A 17,029-nucleotide genomic window follows, 5' to 3' on the forward strand; every position below is an offset into this window, starting at 1 on the left:
TTTTTCACATCTAGATTTGCTTCTATTATAAATACCCTAAATATAAACTCAAGTTGCAATGTATTAGTATTTAAACAAGATAAATCTTCTAACTCTGGCTTTTTTATAGACTTTACTCACCTAAATTTAGACTATATCTACTTTAGAGACGACAATAACCTAAATGAGGTTAATTGCAACGCAGATGAGGGATATAGTGTGTTTGGTCATTTAGATGATCTGTCGGTATTTGATCACACTAAGGATGTTTGCTCTTATGATATAGTAAATAAAAACTTAGGCTTTGGCTCTAGTGATGATACGCTCTTTAAAAGACTAAAGGATCAAATAAAAGGACTAAATGCAAATTTAAATTTTATCTGTGCTTCAAATTTCAACTCTATAAAACTAGCCAATCTAATAGCAAACAAGTCCGATAAAAATGGCTCATCTGCAAACGATGAGATGAACAGCAAAGATTTTTCAAATTTAAATAAAAACTATGTAGTCCTCTCAAACTCGCCTTTTAGATCAAGTGCAGGTCTTAGAGAAGAAGTAATAAGTAAATGCCTAGATCAAGTGATAGAAGACGAGCTAAATAGACCCAACAAATCCAACTTTGTAAAACAAAAATTCACCGATATAAAGACCCTAAGTCCTATTAAGGATTACAGTCAGTACAGTATAAATATCAATAAGGAAAACAATAGATCAACTCTTGTTTTAAATTTATCTCCATTTGCAAGGATAGATAAAAAATATATAGACAACATAGAGCAAAAGAGGGAAGAATTTAAAGAGATCGCCTATCAAGATGACACTAACTATCTTGATAATTACACCAAATACGAAGAGTTATTTAAGACAAATTTCTCTCACGTAAATGCTTATGCTAAGCAACCAAATGATATGGAGAAGATCAAAAAAAGTGAAGAAGAGTATATGAAAAAGGTAACTCTCTCTTTTAAAGCAGTGTTTGATAAGGTAAATGAAAACACCTTAAACAGAAGAGAGGCTGAAGCATATAACAATAGCAATATCTCAAGCCAACTTATAGATGATATAAAAAATGGCTCATCAACCGCAGATGAGTACTACCCACAAATGCAACGTATAATACAAACCCTTCCAAAGCGCTACTCTTTCATAGAGACACTATCTCTTGGCGTAGCTTACTTTATAATAACTAAAAGCTATTCAAAAAAAATGATAAAGAAAAGCATTCAAGATGGTGATGAATATATAGTAATAGAAGATGATGAGATAAAAGCCCTACACTCAAACTCTATAATAAGAATTTTTGATAGAGATGTAAAGCTATTTTTCTATAAAGACTCAGTAAAAAATAGTGGCTTAAAAAGTGGCGAGTATCTATGTATAGAAGAAATTTCTAAATATATGGATGGAGTAAATAACAAAGATGTAGTTAGTGTTGAAGAGCTTTTAGCAGAAAATGAAGTTGGTAAGAATGCAGATATCAAAGACCCTTTGCAAAAAGATCTAATGAAACTTCTTATAGAGCAAGCTGACAAGATAGATGAGAACTATAAAAAAGATGAAACTACTATAAAAGAGGCTATAGCCGCTAAGAATAAAAACACTCTAAAAGAGGCTATAAATTTAAAAGATATAGCATATAGCAATGATAGAGATATAAATAAAGAGGTAACCTCGTTATTAGTAAAAACTACTATAGAAGAGGTATTTCCACTAGCAAAATTTGTTGGAGAAGATGGCATATCTAAGATATATGAATCACTTGGTTCTTATATATTTAATAAAGACGCAAAGGCACTAAGAGAAACATTTCTTGATGAGCTTGGGGTATTAAATTTAGTAAAAAACCTACTTGGTGCAAGAAAGACTAAAGAGATAGATAGATATATCTTGCTAATAACGAGTCTAAAAACTACAAGCGTAGTTTTACAACATTCAAAGCTTAATCTAATCATTCAAGCTTCAAATGCTTTTAGGCTTCATATGGCGATGGAGTATTATAAACTAAGCATAACTTATACAGAGATCACAACATATACCTTTATGAGATATACTCATAGGTTTAGCTATACAGATTTTCAAGAGATAAAGAGACTAATAAAAGATTATGCAGGATCATTGGGTAAGAGCATAGGTGCTTCTATGATTAGTGGTGCATTAGAACTTTGGAAAACATCATACGAAAAACTAGAAGAAAACTACAAAGAGATAATGCATACAAGATATACATATAAATTTAATGAAGCATATGCACTAAATAATATCTCATATAAACCTATGTCACTATATGAAGCCTACAATAAAGATAGTACAAATACCTATTGCTACTATCCAGTAATGATCTATCAAAACTATATAAGCCTAAATTTAAATAGACTATTTCTAGGAGCTAATATAAGTAGTGGAGGACTAGACTATAACTCATTTATATACTACGACATAGACCACAAGAAAAACAAACTATCTTTTAACCTAGCTTCTAAACTAGCACTAAATAACCTTAGTGCTTATCTATGCTTGGATGAGCTAAGAGGAGCTGGTAATGAGATAGATGCAAACTACTTTAAATATGCTAGAAGTAGATACACTGAATCTGATGTGGAGATAAGGGAGTTAAATTTGGATGTGAAAGAGGAGAAAGAGATATACAATAATTACAAGGATGGTGCATTGCCAAATAAAGCAGCAGGCAAACCAAAATATCCGATAGATGCCTATCAAGAGGCTGCAAATATTATATATATGCTTAGACTAGGAATTTTTAACACCAACTATGACAATACTCACCGTAACCTCTCAAGAGATCTAGTAGAAGCTCTTGATACTATTGGCAACAATAACATAAAGGGTATATATGTGGGGTGTAAGGAGTTCGGATCGTCAGATAGAAAAGACAAGAGTACTCAAACCACATCATCTATCCCACCTCGCCTAGTAGGTCGTTTAGCCACTACCATAGTAATGGAAGATGGTCTATATATAGGATAAGATATGAAAAAGATCATATTTATCATCATAGCTCTTTTAGTAGCCACAGCAGTAGTGGTAATAAGCAAAGGAAAATTACAAGATAAAGGAAATTTAATGGATAACACTAATACATATACGGTTATAGCTCCAAATGGAATGGAAATACCATTTGATAAAAAGACAAATTTAATGATACCAAACAATGACAATTATAAAAAACCTAGGACAAATAAGGAATACTTAGAAATTCAGTCTAAATATTTACTTGAAGCCCGCTCCATCCTAGACTCATCTTTATATAAAAACTATAAACCACTATACTATAACCCTAAACCAAATTCTCTAGGTCAAACAGATTATCTATCATTTAAACCATGGCTAGATATTAGTTATAAACCAAGCTCAACTAAACCATCACCTTGGACTAAATCAGAAAAAGCCTACTATGAAAGTTTAAAAGATAAGAGAGATAGATATATCTATCTAGTAAAAAGAAGCAATCTAAAATGCACTATGATAGATATCCCAGATGATGCCATAGGTAGAGTAGATAGCAATGGCAAACTAACAAAGCCAGAGTATGCTGAAATTTATGATGAAGTAAATTCTCACAAAGGTACATTAAAATCAGAACTATTTGCAGCAGAGTGGAATATATGTGCAGGAGTATTAGGAGATATGGGAGGATTTGTAGGAGGTGTTGGATTAGGTTACGCAGGATTTAAAGCAAGAGCATATCAATCAATGTTTCTATCAGCCCAGCTTGGTCAAGATGGAGCCCTAGAAGCATTAGCTGATTTATTTGAATACTCTACCTATTTAGTAGGTCTAAATAAAAATTTACAAATGGCAGAAGAATTTAGAAAACTAGCTAAAAATCCCCCATTAGATGAATATGGAATGATGCCTTATCTAGATGAGATAGTAGGAAGCTACTTCGTGATGGATTTTAATAGAGGACTTGCACTTGATACTGATGGTAGGGTTATGCGGTATTTTAGAAAACTCGTTGAAGACGAAGGTAAATTATTAGACCCTAGAGACCTAGATGCAAATGAGACTACAAGGGAAGAATTTATGACAAAAATGAAAGACGTCCTAAAAGATGAAATGCTTCCTTTTGATGTAGCTGAACCAGATGATCAAGAATATAGGCAAGTGATTTTAAACAGAGATATTAATATTTTAGAAGCTAAAATAATGTCCCTAACCCCACCAGAGGGATATCCAAATGCACCATACTACAACACACCAGAAGAGCTAACAAGACTATATGAGGCTGGTAAATTAGATAAAAAGCTAAACCCTCTAACACCAGTGATGTATAGAGATAGCTTCCCTGAAGATCTTAGAGCTAAGATATTAAGCTATGCAAAAGAGCATAATATAAAGGATTAACACTTTAATATCAAGTAATAGATTATGGTTTATAGAAAAAAGCATGTATCCATTATAAACCATACATCTAATATCTAATAGCACACCATTTCAACTTTTGCTTTTAAAACACTGGCATTTATATTTGTAGCATATGTTCCGAGTAAAATTTTATACTGCTTCTCATGTCCTACTATTTGAGCTATGATATTTGGCTCTACTTCTTGTTGGACAAGCGTATCTATAAAATAGTGCCAAAATATCGTTATACACAACTTTTTGCTGTTTCTGCAAACGACGCTAAAAAACGACCGCAAGCTATTTTATAGAAAAATTTATGTTTTATTAACTAGAAGCAAGGAAAATTTATACATTCTGACTTCTGAAAAGTTTGACGAAAATTTGCCTGCCGAGATCAAAAACGTAATAGAAACGATAAAAAAATACGCAAGCATAGCAAAAGCTGCCGAAGGGCCGAGCAAAGACAAAAAACCGCAAGCTCAAAAATAAAACTAGCCTCCATAAAACCCGTGCTAAGAGATATAAAATACGGAGCCGAGCTAGTGGTAGCCGGAAGCGAACTCTTTGTCATAATAGCGGGGCTATTTGAGTATAGCTTTAAATTTGGGCTTGCGACTACCAGTCAAACCGAAAAACCGATTTTATACCCATGTCTACATACTAAGTTTTATCAAAATTCGGCAGATTACGGTGTCTTATTTCATTTTGCAGTCATGGCGATGGGTTTATTTTTTGTTTTTCTAGATTTTCTAGGCTTTACGTGTCCGATTTGATTTTTTGGGATATTCAAATATTCAAAAATATATTCAAAGGCGTCAAGTCCTTGTATCGCTAAAATTTTCGCGTCCATGTATTCGGACTTCGCATATGTACCCTGTGTCATATCTGGTGCATAACCCAGTATAGTTTTGGTTATTTTATATTTTACTTGATCTTCGATATCATCTTTTTTTAAATTTTCCGAATGCCCGAGCAATTTCTTATCCGTACCTACATAGTCCTTAAAGCCAGCAAGAACCAGCCACTCATCGATCGCGTTAGCAAAATTTCCCCTAAGTCTATGGACGCTTACCGTATTATCTTTTATTACCTTATCTATTTCGGCATTGAGAGCTTTTGACAAAGTTCCTTTATTTGAATATATTTTTTTAATTTTTGCAATCCAGTCGTATTTGTAGAGATCTTTTAATAATTTATGCAATGGTATGTTTCTATAAAATATCTTATCGGCACCTTGCTTCGCGGTTTTTACCTTCAAAAACGGATGATTGCAATCCGTATAAAAACTATCTTTATTTAAGTTATAAAATTCCTCCGTTCTTATGCCAGTTGTTAGTAGAAATCTTAAACAGTCTAAAATTTCTTTGCGCGCATTATCATATTTGCCGCTAAATATCTTTTTGAGCTCTTCAAGGGTAAAATTTCTTTTATCCGTTACGTTTTTATTTACCCCGTAGTTACTAAGTTTTTCAAACGGATTAAAGCTCATATACCTTTTTGATACCACATAATCAAAAAATGTTCTTACTCTACCTATTATATTATTTACGGTTTTTTCACTTATTGGGTTGCCTTGTTTACCCTTTTTTGCACTTATGTATTCTTGAAACTCCTCTACATCTAGTTTTTCGATCTCATATATGTTGTTATCTTCCATATATTTGATGAATTGATTTATATCGTTTATATATCTTTTTTTGGTTTCCTCCTCATACTTTTGCTTCTTGCCTTCTCTTTTTATAAATTTATCACGCATATCCAGCAAATTTATATTTATTTTTAGTTCTTGATTTTTCGGTAAAAGCTCTTTTTGCTTTTTCGGTAATTTTTTAAGCGTTTCACTCTCTAAGTACCCTGCAATATTGTCGGGTACAAATTGTTTATTGATAAATCTGCCGCCTTTTACTTTTTCATCCGTGAAAATGCCGTACTTTATTACTTCTTCTGGTATATTGTAAGTTTCAAGATCTATTACGCCTGTTTTTGGCTCATTTTGCATATCAAGTTCGTTAACCGAATTTATGATGCTTTTTTGAATTATCATTGCAGTATCTTTGAAAATGACTTGCATGTAATATTTGGTAGGCGTTGAGTCGTTTAATTTTTTTAAAATATCCGCTCTTTTTCGCCATTTATATTTGTCTTTTTTATTTCTGGCATAATTCTTTACGCAATGGTCCATATCTCTCTCAAGCTGCTCCTTATCTAGGGTGTTTCCGATAAAGCCCATCTTGATATTGTCTGTTTTGTTTATAAAATCCTTTTTTATGCCAGAGTAAAACTCAAAAAGCCTACCGAAGTCTACGTTTTCTTCGTCAAGTAAATTTAAAATCTCTTTATTCATATTTCACCTCTTTTTGCCAAATTATACATAACTAGCCAAAGATATTCAATAGAATTTCATCGCTAGAGATTGGAAAATATATTTAGACCATTCATAGCTTTTAGCTTTGCTTTTAGCGAGATATCCTTGGCGTATACGTCTGTTGCTAGATCGGTAGCGTGCCCGAGTAGTACCGAGGTAACATCCGTAAAACCATTTTCTAAGGAGTAATTTTTAATAGCGGACGCAAAATTTGCCCTTAGCCTATGAAAGCTTACGTTGGAGTCCGGTAAAACGGCATGAATATGTTTGTTAAGCCTTTTTCCAAGATAATTACAATCGCTTTTGCCTTTTTTTATTTTCGTTAACCACTTCATATCGCTTAGACGATATATATTTTTATGTATCGGCAGCTCTCTAAATTTAACATCTCCGCCTTTTTGCTTGGCAGTTTGAACTTTGATAAATTTAATACCGTCTCGCTCGCTTACGCTACTTTCATCTAAGCTCCAAATTTCGCTAAGCCTAAGTCCAGTGTGCAAGGCAAACGCCATATAATCTTTAAGCTCCTTTTTATCGGTCTTAAAAATCTTAACCAGTTCGTCCATGCTAAAATTATCCTTCGGCGATTTTTGATCTTTGGAAATTTTAAACGAGCTTAAAAGCTTAAACGGGTTTTGAGATATAAGGCCTATTTTGATAGCATAGTCAAACATTCTACTTGCGTAGCACGTGTAGTTATTGATGGTCTTTTTGTTAAGCCTTTTATTATTTAAGAGATGTAATTGAAAATCCTCGCAGTCCTGGTAAGAAATTTGGGTTATCTGCTTGTGCTTAAAATAAATGTCAAGTGCTTTGGCTACCCTTTGATAGTATCCGGTATTTTTACTATTTGACTTCTTACTTTCGTTTTGAGCGTATCTGGATGCTATATCCGTAAATTTTATCGATTTTCGTGTTTTATTTGGCCTATCGTTTTCTTGACATTCTTTTCTATTGACAAACATATCGTTGTCGGCTTTGGTAATCCCATAAATACCCGATATAACTTTTTCAAATATTTCTTTATATTCGGTCGTCGATAGTCGATGCGATTTGTTTTTAATATTTTTTTGAATGTTGCGTATCTTGTATCTTAACGGTAAATCAATAAATTTTTTGGTTTGAACAGAATTACGTCTATTATCGGCTTCGTTTTTTATTTTTAAAGCGATGGCTTTGGCCTCAAACTCATTGTCCGTAAATAGACAATATTTGACGGTGATAATTTTATCATTTTTCAAGGCCTTATCGAAATAGTAGTAGCTTGGTCTATTTTTGATTCGAGTTATTAATTTAGAAGTCATTGCAAACTCCTAATCTAATAAGCAAACGATGTAACAGAAATCCAAATTCAGTGTAACAAAATAAAATCGTCCGAAATTTGAGACGAAAATATAGTGATATAGACTGCTTAAAAATGCTGAAATACAGATATCTGAAGATATATTTTAAGAGTGGTTGTGGCCGGGAGATAGGGATTCGAACCCCAGGAGGCTTTCACACCTCAACGGTTTTCAAGACCGCCGCTTTCGACCGCTCAGCCATCTCCCGAATTAAAGATTTGTGATTATAGCCAACTTTGCTTAAAATTTGCTATAACCACTTTGAATTATTCTGTTTTTTCTTTGACGTAACTAGCGCCGTCATTGATCTTTTCTTTAGTCCATTCTTTGGCGTTGTGGCTATCTTCTTTTACGCCGTGCCAAGTGTTTGAACAACCTACCGCAAAAAATGCCATACATACTATTAAAAGCAATTTTTTCATCGTTATCCCTTTATGTGGTTATTTTTGAAGTTGGAGGCGACACCCGGATTCGAACCGGGGATCAAAGCTTTGCAGGCTCATGCCTTACCACTTGGCCATGTCGCCGTTTTGGTGGTGCCCGAGACCGGACTTGAACCGGTACGGTAAAAACTACCGAGGGATTTTAAGTCCCTTGCGTCTACCATTCCGCCACTCGGGCAAAATTTAATGGAGCGGGAAACGAGATTCGAACTCGCGACCCCAACCTTGGCAAGGTTGTGCTCTACCCCTGAGCTATTCCCGCGTTAAAGGTTGCAATGTTACCCAAAAGTTGCTTAAAAATTTATTTTATAAAAACGACTTTCAAAAAAATGTAAGCCATAAAAAGATAGAATACAAAATCCTTTTGGGGTTATAGCTCAGCTGGGAGAGCGCTTGAATGGCATTCAAGAGGTCGGCGGTTCGATCCCGCTTAACTCCACCATGTTTCACTCTCTTTTTTTACTAACAAATATTTTCACATTTTCATGAAATTTTACGTCAAATATATGTAAAAATTCAGAATTCTTTCGCTACATTTACAAAATGCAAAATTTAAAACAATATGTAAATGAAATTTTAAAAAATCACCATGATGAGCGTGTATTTAGCTTTGAATTTGATGGGCAAAAATTTTGGTTAAAACGCATTGAAAAGAGCATTGAAGGTGGCTTTTTAACTAAAATTTTTAAACCAAACCCTTATAAGTCATTTGCTGCCGAGATAAAAAAACTTGAAATTTTAAACGAAGCAAATGCTCCTGCGCCAAAACTCGTGCTAAAAAGTGATGATTTTTTCGTTATAGAAGATGTTGGCGAGCCAGTTGCTAGGCTGTTTAAATATAGCACCGATGAAAATTTTAAGCATGAAATTTTACTAAAAGCAGCCCGCGCATTAGCTGGACTTCACGCGCTAAATTTTGCACACGGACGCCCAGCACTTAGGGATATCGCCATAAAAAATGACGAGATAAATTTTATTGATTTTGAGTCAAAATTTTTTAGCGATGATCTAGAGCTTAGAAAGTGCCGTGATCTGCTAGTTTTTATCCACGAGCTCTACCGACAAAAAATTTCAAACGAGCTTGTAAAAGAGGCGATTGATGAGTACATTAAGGCTAATGGCAGCGAAATTTACGAGCACTCTTTGCGATTAATAGTGAAATTTAAGCCACTTTACTACCTGCTAAGGCCGTTTAAATTTTTAGACAAAAAAGATCTAAATGCAGCTATTTCTACATTTGAGCTACTTTTGCCAGCCGCAAAATCCAAAATCACATCTAGATAACTAAAAAATAATCTTCTAGATTTTATCTCTACTTAACAAAAAATAAATTAATATTCGTTATTAAAATCCAAAAGGAGATATATGCTTTTCAAGCGTAATAAAATCATTTTCAACATCCACCTAATAATCGGTCTGATCGCGACTATACCGCTACTTATCATGACACTTGCAGCACCATTTGCCTCTTATAGAGAGGAGATAAAATCTGCGATAAATGAAAAATATATAAATTTAGCGCCCAGCGAAAAGCCAAATTTAAGCTTAAGCGAGATCCTCGCCAAAGCAAAAAGTGAGATCAAATTTGACACGCTTGAAAACGTGCAAATCGGCGGCGAAAACAAAGCTTACAGCATCAGCGTCACTAAAGATAAAAAGCTCTTAAATTTCTTCATCGATCCACGTAGCGGCGAGGTGATCAGCGAAGACTTGGGCGAGAAAACTCGCATGATAATACTAAGCCTACATAGAAATTTAGGCCTTGCCCTGCTTGATAGCAAAGTCCCAGCCAACATCGGCAAGCAAATAGTCGCCATTAGCTCCATTATCATGGCTCTACTTGCGATCAGCGGCCTCATCCTCTACGCACCAGCGATCAAGCGAAATTTACTAAATTCGCTAAAGATCAAAACAAACACAAAGGACTACGCCTGCTTTTACAACCTCCACACGAGCCTTGGCACATACGTGGCGATCCTGCTTGTCGTGATGTCGCTAACTGGCCTTTACTGGTCTTATGGCTGGGTCAGAAGCGGCGTAAATAGCATATTTTTCGAGCTAAAGCCAAGCCAAGCACAAAGGGCTATGCCTCAAAGAAATTTGACCCCAATAAGCGATGAAAAATTTAAAGAGATCGAGGCTGCGGAGCAAATTTTTAAAGACAATGTCACGCTAGAGCTAAAATCACTCACGATAAACGTGCCTGAAAACAACCAAAGCACCTACACTATAAACTACGAAACTGCCGAGAGTCAGGTAGGCAAGCTAAAGCTTGACGCAAGCGCTGGCAAGGTCAAAGAAAATAAGCTTGTTAGCAAGAGTGATAGCATCCCAGAAGCTAAAAAAGCGGGCCGAAAAGTGCTTAGCCTGCACACTGGAGAGATCTTTGGCGAGGTCGGTCAGATCGTATTTGCCATCTCTTGCGTGATCGCAGTTTTACTTATAATAACTGGCTTTTTGATGACCATAAAAAGGAGCAAAGCACTCTAAATAAAAGTAAATTTTTACCTTGCTTTGGGTAAGATTTTAAGAAATTTTTACCATAAACAAGAGAGAAATTTATGAACAGAAAACGCATCTACAACCCAAGTTCAAATGAAAATTTGACCGACAGAAGAGTCTTTAACGGCAACCCACACGGCATTTTAAATTTCACCAAGGCAAAATACGAGTGGGCGTTAAAGCTTTGGGACCTCATGGAGGCAAACACATGGTTTCCAAAAGAGGTCGATACCACCGACGACGTGCGCGACTACGCCTACAACCTCACAGAGGCTGAAAAACGCATGTACGACCTCGTCTGGAGCCAGCTCATCTCGATGGATAGCTTTCAGACAAACAACCTAGCTGACAACATCAACCCTTACATCACCGCACCAGAGATCAACGCCGTGCTAAGCCGCCAAGCCTACGAAGAGGCGAACCACAGCAAGTCTTACGCTGTCATGGTCGAAGCGATCTGCGACAACACCGACCTCATCTACGAGATGGAGAAGCATGACGACGTCTTGCGCGAGAAAAACGACTACATCTCAAGCGTTTATGAGGAGCTTGCAGGCGAAGTGACTGATGAGAAGCTACTTCTAGCGATGGTTGCGAACCAAATTTTAGAGGGTATCTACTTTTACAGCGGCTTTACAGCGATCTACGCTCTAGCTCGCGCTGGCAAGATGCTAGGCTCAGCGCAGATGATACGCTTCATCCAACGCGACGAGATCACGCACCTGCTTTTGTTTCAAAACATGATAAATTCAGTCCGCAAAGAGAGACCTGACCTTTTCACGCCTGAGACTGAGGCAAAAATTTATGATATGTTTGAAAAAGCTGGAAATTTAGAGATAAAATGGGGCAAATACATCACCCAAAATCAAATAATGGGCTTTACAGATGATATCATCGAGCAGTACATCCACTATCTCATCGACCAGCGCCTAGTTGCAATCGGTCTAAAACGCAAATACAACGTCGCTCACCCGATCAAATGGGTAGATGACTTTGCTAAATTTAACGACCAAAAGTCAAATTTCTTTGAAGCAAAAGTTACAAACTACAGCAAGGGAAGTATCAGCTTTGATGACTTTTAAAAATGGCATCTTAGCCCTTGCCTGCGTGCTTTTTGTGGGGTGTGCAAGCAGTAGTAATGAAAGAGCCATTAGCATAGCAAATAAGGATTTGCTAAATAGTTTTAACCCTTACATACTTTCAAAAACTAACGAAACTAAAGATGCCGTCACCTACCAAAGCATGCCAGCTGGCGATGTTTGGCCAAGTCTAGCGCCTATTGGCTCTGCACTTGTTGTTGATGTTTTTAAAGAGATAAATAAAGTGTGTAACTTCAAATATAGCGACCTAAAAGAGACTAGGATGGTATATTTTGACGATAAAACCTCGTTTTCTTATGAAGTTTGGGTCTTTAACGACCCGCTTTCAGGGCGTGATGATAAGATCACAGCTATAACTGTTTTGCTAAAGCCAACACCTGAAATTGGTGGGACGGATATGGATTTTAGAATTCCAGAAAATTGCCATGCGCCAAAGCAAACTATATTTGTATTTGGAAAATAAATGAGCGAAAATTTAAACCTAATAAGCCTAACTTTAAAGGCAAAAAATGCAACAGATCGGCTAGAAGAGCTTGCAAATTTAGTTGAGGCTGCACCTGAAAACTCTCTCCTACTTGCAAGCGAGCTTTGCATCAGTGGCTACGACTTTGATGGCTTTTTTGCTGGGGCAAACAAAGCGATGCTTGGTGGCATGATAGGCAGCTTTGATGCGATGCTGCTTGAGCGCTTGCAAGAGGCGCTTAGCCCAGATAAATTTCTTGGTTTTACGCACCTTAGCAGCCTAAACAAAAGCGCAGGGCTCGCTCAAATTTCAAATCTAAATCCGCACCAACCAAAAATTTATAACGAATTTTTACTTCTTAACTCAAACAACGTCTTTCATTCGCAGTTTAAGGCTGAGCTTTTTAGGCCAAATTTAGAGCATGAGATCTTTGCCGCTGGCGAGGTGAGCGATATAAATGCATTTACATTTAGAGGGCTAAGGCTTGGCGTACTGATATGCTTTGAGCTGCGTGATAGCAGGCTTTGGGCAAAGCTAAAAGGGTGCGACATCATCATGGTGCCAGCCATGTGGGGCAAGGCTAGAGAAGAAGCCTACCTTAGCCTTTGCAAGGCGCTTGCGATCGCAAACAACTGCTACGTCATGATCTCAAGCTCGCTTGATCTTGAGCTCGCTGGGGTCTTTTTGCCAGATGGCACGCTAGAGCAAAGCGCGGTTTTTGACGCAAATTTGATAGCGCAGATAAAGAAAAATTTAGGGCTTTTATAAATTTTAAGATAAGCTTTAAATCGTATAATAACGATTTAAAATTTGTTTAGGATAGAAATTTTGACCCAATTAGAAGCGATAAAATGCCAAAATTTAGCTAGCGACATAGCCGATGAGATCACGCTAAGTCCGCTTTTGTTTGACGCGATATCAACAACCGAGCGCGAAATTTTCGTGCCTATCCCTGCACATGCTTACAAGCTTGACGCGCAGCCGATACTGGGTAATCAATGGATCAGCTCGCCGCTAACGGTGGCAAAGATGACGATGGCGCTAGAGTGCGAAAACGTGGATAACATCCTAGAAATAGGCTGTGGCAGCGGCTATCAAGCAGCGATATTAAGCAAGCTCGCACATAGAATTTTTAGCGTTGAGCGCATAGAAAAGCTAGCCATGGAGGCAAAAAAACGCTTCGAGGCGCTAAAGATCAAAAACGTACACGTAAGATATGATGATGGCAACAACGGCTGGCGAAGCTACGCGCCGTTTGATAGGATTTTACTCTCGGCTGCTGCTGATGAGATCTCGCCAAATTTATTCGCTCAACTAAAAAATGGCGGCATCTTGGTCGCTCCGATGAAAAGAGATGGCAAGCAGTTTATCGCTAAATTTAGAAAAGACGAGAGTGGGAATTTAGAAAAAGAGTTTTTAGACGAGTGCCTTTTTGTGCCACTTCTTGAGGGCAGAGAGTAGAGGCTTTACCTCTACAACTACCACCTAACCAGCCACTCGCCGCTAGGGTGCTGCGTAAATACAATATCATCAAATTTTGTAGTTTCTTCGCCATCCGCCGTGATAAATGTAACGCTAAAACTAAATGCGTTTTTGGCGATAAATTTCACATTTTCTATACTCAAGATATCGACGTTATCGCTACAAGTGCCACTAGCCCTTTTTGAATGGCTATCATCTCTTCTTAGCGCAGGTGCCATTGTGCCACCTTCCATAAATTTATCATTTTTATTAGCCTTATAGCATGCCATATTTGCTAAAAATTCCTGCATCCTAGGTTTTGCGCTATCAAATTTCGCTTGATACTCCTTTGGCACCTTAACGCCCAAAATAGCGCCTGGCACCGTCTGACCAACTAAATTTCTACTTTTTGTTAGCGTTGGCTCGCTTTTTGGCTCACAAAAGGCAAAGCTACTAAAAACAGCACAGAGCACAATGACAAGAAGCGATTTTGTTTTCATTTTTCTCCTTTTTAGATAAGAGCCATTCTATCTCGTGCCGCTTAAAGGTTACTTGAGTTATAAATCTAAAGAATAAATGTGAGTTTTTTGGGGGGGGCAAAGCCTAAGCCTTGCCATAAATTTAGAATTTATAAGTGTAGCCTGTGTAAATTCCAACACTTGTATCTCTTAGCTGAGCGCCGCTATTTTTCTTATAAAATGTCTTATCAGCTTTTAGTCCAAACTCAAGCGCGTTGTGAGCGTCAAATGAGTAGATACCACCTGCTTTTGCACCAATCAACAAACCTTTGAAATTTTTCTTGCTAGTTTCGTTTTCAAAGCTTTGTCTAACACTTAGATAACCAAGACCAGCGTAACCGCCAAGCACAGCTTTAAAGTTTTCTGTGATGTTTGGTGTGTAGTCTGCGCCTGCTAAAAGCTTATGTTTGCTCCATTTTGCGTCTGCTTCGCCAGCATTTTTTCTAGCTTTAAAGTCGTAGTAGTAGCCACCATACGCTCTATAGCTGTCAAAATCATAACCGCCATAAAAGCCAAGTCCGTAGTGACCTTTGTTGAAGTTATTTTTTTCGCTTTTTGCGATATTTTTAGTTTTGATCTTTGAATTGAACGAATAATCGCCCTCGCCACCGACAAATGCACCTTGCGCAAGTGCAGCTGAACTAACTAAAGCTAAAACCAAGCTTGATTTTACAAGTAAATTTTTCATACTTCTCCTTTAAAAATTTTCGTGATTTTACTATTACGCGTTTAATCTATATGAAATTTAAATTTAACAAAGCCCTATTTTTCGCTATTTTTGACCTTTAAAATTTAAATTTATTTATATTTACTATTAAATTTTAAAATTAGAAGAAATTTTCATCAAAGGAGAGAAAATGGCACTAGATAAAGAGCTAGTAAATTTCGGTGAAGAGCATGAGCTAAATGCGATCCTTTCAAAATTTGGCAAATCACAAAGCCAAAAAAATAGAGCAACGCTAGGCGAGCTTGGCAAAAAATGCAAGGAAAAACTTGCTAAAAGAGTGCTAACTCAAGACGAATTTGGTGAGTTTGTAAAAGCTCATCTAAAAGAGCTTGAAGATAAAAAAGCTTAAATTTCTGGGGGCAACCCCAGAAATTTACTTGCAACCCTCTTTTGTCAAATTTATCACAGCAAAATTTTTGCCGTTCTCGTAGTTATATATCCACGAGGCTTTATCGATAAGAGGATTTTTACTACTACAAAAGTCCTCTTTTAACATTTTGGTTTGCATCTTTTTAAACTCATCTATCTGATCTTTAGTAAATTTACTAAATTTAATATCCTCGCTATCATTTATAACAAACGTGGTTTTTAGGGTCTTGTTTTCACATGTAGCACCCATTATTACGCTATTTTCATCGACTCTTGTGGGAGCTGGCTCATCGATCATACTTACAACAGCTTTAATAAATGCATTATCACAATCAACCGCAAACGTAGAGGTCAAGAGCATAGATAGAGACAATATTATTTTCTTCATTTTGTATCCTTTTTGGAAAGTATATTAAATTGAGTGGTAAAAACGCTAAGGAGATAAATTTGCGCCCAAACTAGGACGCAAATTTCTTAAGGAGGGAATGTTTAATATTAAAATTTATAAGTGTAGCCTACGTAAAGACCGATGTTGCTCTCTCTAACTTTAACTTCTTCAATTTTTCTATAAAAAGTATAGTCAGCCTTAACGCCAGCCTCTAAAATATTGTTTTGATCAAGTAAGTACTCAGCACCGAATTTTGTGCCCAACACAAAACCAGTTGAGTGTTGTGCACTATCTGAATTATCTACCTTAAATTTTATTCTTGAAACGCCAGTATAAGCACCTGCTACAAGCTTAATATCGCTAGTAATACTTGGAGTATAGTCAGCACTTGCTAGAAAACTGTGTTTATTCCACTTAATTGTATATTTTTCACCATCATCCTCTAACTCTTTTTTAGTCTGAAAATTATAAAAATAAGCACCATAAGCTCTGAAACTGTCAAAATCATAACCAGCTTTTATGCCACTGTTAAATTGACCTTTCCTAAGTCTTGCTCCATCGTTAGCCTCAGATAACTTTACATTTGACGCAAAAGAGTATCCGCCCTCGTAACCAATAAATGCCCCCTCTGCCATAGCAAATGAGCAAACCGCACATGCAATCATGCTAGCTTTCAAAAATGAACTTTTCATTTTCAATCCTTTAAAAATATAATGTAAATGTAATTTTACGAATTTTTATTTAAAATATTATTAATTTATAATATTAAATAAGCATTGATAAATTTATTTTGTTTATATAGTACGTATTTTAGGGATTTATAAATATAAATTTATAAAATTTTTAATTATTAAAAAGTAACACCTAGTCGTTAAATTTCAAACGACTAGGTAAAATGCTATAAAATTTCTCGTATAAGAAGCTGCGATATAAGAGGTCAGCTAAATGATTTTTAGAGATAAACTATTTCTAAAAGAGCTTAAATTTCTAGCTTTTCTGTATTTTT

At 36.2% G+C, this 17,029-nt stretch carries 17 protein-coding genes and 5 tRNA genes; 10 read left to right on the plus strand and 12 right to left on the minus strand.

The window, feature by feature from the left end; all coding sequences use genetic code 11:
- Both MTT09_RS00005 and MTT09_RS00010 read left to right on the plus strand, forming a co-directional pair.
- Window positions 1-2,964: hypothetical protein (locus MTT09_RS00005; RefSeq protein ID WP_429801872.1), on the plus strand; the 2,964-nt coding region annotated here is incomplete at its 5' end.
- A gap of 3 nt (window positions 2,965-2,967) precedes the next feature.
- Window positions 2,968-4,344: a thioredoxin reductase gene (locus MTT09_RS00010; protein ID WP_429801873.1), complete on the plus strand. Its 1,377-nt coding sequence runs from the start codon at window positions 2,968-2,970 to the stop codon at window positions 4,342-4,344.
- A 74-nt stretch (window positions 4,345-4,418) separates the two neighbouring features.
- Here MTT09_RS00010 and MTT09_RS00015 read toward each other — a convergent pair whose 3' ends face one another.
- The 8 genes from MTT09_RS00015 to MTT09_RS00050 form a co-directional block, all read right to left on the minus strand.
- Window positions 4,419-4,640, minus strand: a complete 222-nt coding sequence (locus MTT09_RS00015; protein WP_429801874.1) for a hypothetical protein — start codon at window positions 4,638-4,640, stop codon at window positions 4,419-4,421.
- A gap of 404 nt (window positions 4,641-5,044) precedes the next feature.
- The gene (locus tag MTT09_RS00020; protein ID WP_103614479.1) at window positions 5,045-6,688 is read right to left on the minus strand and encodes a tyrosine-type recombinase/integrase; all 1,644 of its coding nucleotides are present in this window, start codon (window positions 6,686-6,688) and stop codon (window positions 5,045-5,047) included.
- A 62-nt stretch (window positions 6,689-6,750) separates the two neighbouring features.
- Entirely contained in the window at window positions 6,751-8,013 is a 1,263-nt protein-coding gene (locus MTT09_RS00025; protein ID WP_103593411.1) for a tyrosine-type recombinase/integrase, read from the minus strand.
- Between the two features lie 157 nt (window positions 8,014-8,170).
- Window positions 8,171-8,260: transfer RNA gene (locus MTT09_RS00030), tRNA-Ser, on the minus strand.
- Window positions 8,261-8,318: 58 nt separating this feature from the next.
- A complete protein-coding gene (locus tag MTT09_RS00035) occupies window positions 8,319-8,474 on the minus strand; it encodes a hypothetical protein (RefSeq protein ID WP_021086361.1) in 156 nt (51 codons plus the stop codon).
- A gap of 31 nt (window positions 8,475-8,505) precedes the next feature.
- Window positions 8,506-8,579: transfer RNA gene (locus MTT09_RS00040), tRNA-Cys, on the minus strand.
- 7 nt (window positions 8,580-8,586) lie between these two features.
- Window positions 8,587-8,673: transfer RNA gene (locus MTT09_RS00045), tRNA-Leu, on the minus strand.
- Window positions 8,674-8,682: 9 nt separating this feature from the next.
- A tRNA-Gly gene (locus MTT09_RS00050) sits at window positions 8,683-8,757 on the minus strand.
- A 104-nt stretch (window positions 8,758-8,861) separates the two neighbouring features.
- Here MTT09_RS00050 and MTT09_RS00055 point away from each other — a divergent pair.
- The 7 genes from MTT09_RS00055 (at window position 8,862) to MTT09_RS00085 (ending at window position 14,021) form a co-directional block, all read left to right on the plus strand.
- Window positions 8,862-8,937, plus strand: a tRNA-Ala gene (locus MTT09_RS00055).
- A 101-nt stretch (window positions 8,938-9,038) separates the two neighbouring features.
- On the plus strand, window positions 9,039-9,779 hold the full coding sequence (locus tag MTT09_RS00060; protein ID WP_429801875.1) for a spore coat protein: 741 nt from the start codon (window positions 9,039-9,041) through the stop codon (window positions 9,777-9,779).
- 81 nt (window positions 9,780-9,860) lie between these two features.
- Window positions 9,861-10,985 (plus strand): PepSY-associated TM helix domain-containing protein, encoded by a 1,125-nt coding sequence (locus MTT09_RS00065; protein WP_429801876.1) that lies wholly within the window; start codon window positions 9,861-9,863, stop codon window positions 10,983-10,985.
- Window positions 10,986-11,056: 71 nt separating this feature from the next.
- On the plus strand, window positions 11,057-12,079 hold the full coding sequence (locus MTT09_RS00070) for a ribonucleotide-diphosphate reductase subunit beta (protein WP_009494790.1): 1,023 nt from the start codon (window positions 11,057-11,059) through the stop codon (window positions 12,077-12,079).
- The gene (locus MTT09_RS00075; protein ID WP_429801877.1) at window positions 12,069-12,560 is read left to right on the plus strand and encodes a hypothetical protein; all 492 of its coding nucleotides are present in this window, start codon (window positions 12,069-12,071) and stop codon (window positions 12,558-12,560) included. Before MTT09_RS00070 ends, MTT09_RS00075 begins: the two co-directional genes overlap by 11 nt.
- Window positions 12,561-13,328 (plus strand): carbon-nitrogen hydrolase family protein, encoded by a 768-nt coding sequence (locus MTT09_RS00080; protein ID WP_103597056.1) that lies wholly within the window; start codon window positions 12,561-12,563, stop codon window positions 13,326-13,328.
- 60 nt (window positions 13,329-13,388) lie between these two features.
- The gene (locus MTT09_RS00085; protein ID WP_103597057.1) at window positions 13,389-14,021 is read left to right on the plus strand and encodes a protein-L-isoaspartate(D-aspartate) O-methyltransferase; all 633 of its coding nucleotides are present in this window, start codon (window positions 13,389-13,391) and stop codon (window positions 14,019-14,021) included.
- Between the two features lie 17 nt (window positions 14,022-14,038).
- Here the strand turns inward: MTT09_RS00085 and MTT09_RS00090 are convergent, their stop codons facing one another.
- Both MTT09_RS00090 and MTT09_RS00095 read right to left on the minus strand, forming a co-directional pair.
- Window positions 14,039-14,521 carry a hypothetical protein gene (locus MTT09_RS00090; protein ID WP_107944646.1) on the minus strand — a complete coding sequence of 161 codons (483 nt, stop codon included), beginning with the start codon at window positions 14,519-14,521 and terminating at the stop codon, window positions 14,039-14,041.
- Window positions 14,522-14,642: 121 nt separating this feature from the next.
- Complete coding sequence (locus tag MTT09_RS00095; protein ID WP_429801878.1) at window positions 14,643-15,227, minus strand: hypothetical protein; 585 nt, start codon at window positions 15,225-15,227, stop codon at window positions 14,643-14,645.
- Between the two features lie 169 nt (window positions 15,228-15,396).
- Here MTT09_RS00095 and MTT09_RS00100 point away from each other — a divergent pair, with 169 nt between their 5' ends.
- A complete protein-coding gene (locus MTT09_RS00100) occupies window positions 15,397-15,615 on the plus strand; it encodes a hypothetical protein (RefSeq protein WP_012140605.1) in 219 nt (72 codons plus the stop codon).
- 24 nt (window positions 15,616-15,639) lie between these two features.
- Here the strand turns inward: MTT09_RS00100 and MTT09_RS00105 are convergent, their stop codons facing one another.
- Both MTT09_RS00105 and MTT09_RS00110 read right to left on the minus strand, forming a co-directional pair.
- Window positions 15,640-16,023 carry a hypothetical protein gene (locus MTT09_RS00105; RefSeq protein ID WP_429801879.1) on the minus strand — a complete coding sequence of 128 codons (384 nt, stop codon included), beginning with the start codon at window positions 16,021-16,023 and terminating at the stop codon, window positions 15,640-15,642.
- A gap of 107 nt (window positions 16,024-16,130) precedes the next feature.
- Window positions 16,131-16,715, minus strand: coding sequence for an outer membrane beta-barrel protein (locus MTT09_RS00110; RefSeq protein WP_223227837.1), 585 nt, complete (start codon window positions 16,713-16,715; stop codon window positions 16,131-16,133).
- Between the last annotated feature and the right edge of the window lie 314 nt (window positions 16,716-17,029).

It is taken from the genome of Campylobacter concisus (assembly GCF_050447505.1).
GTDB lineage: Bacteria > Campylobacterota > Campylobacteria > Campylobacterales > Campylobacteraceae > Campylobacter_A > Campylobacter_A concisus_BP.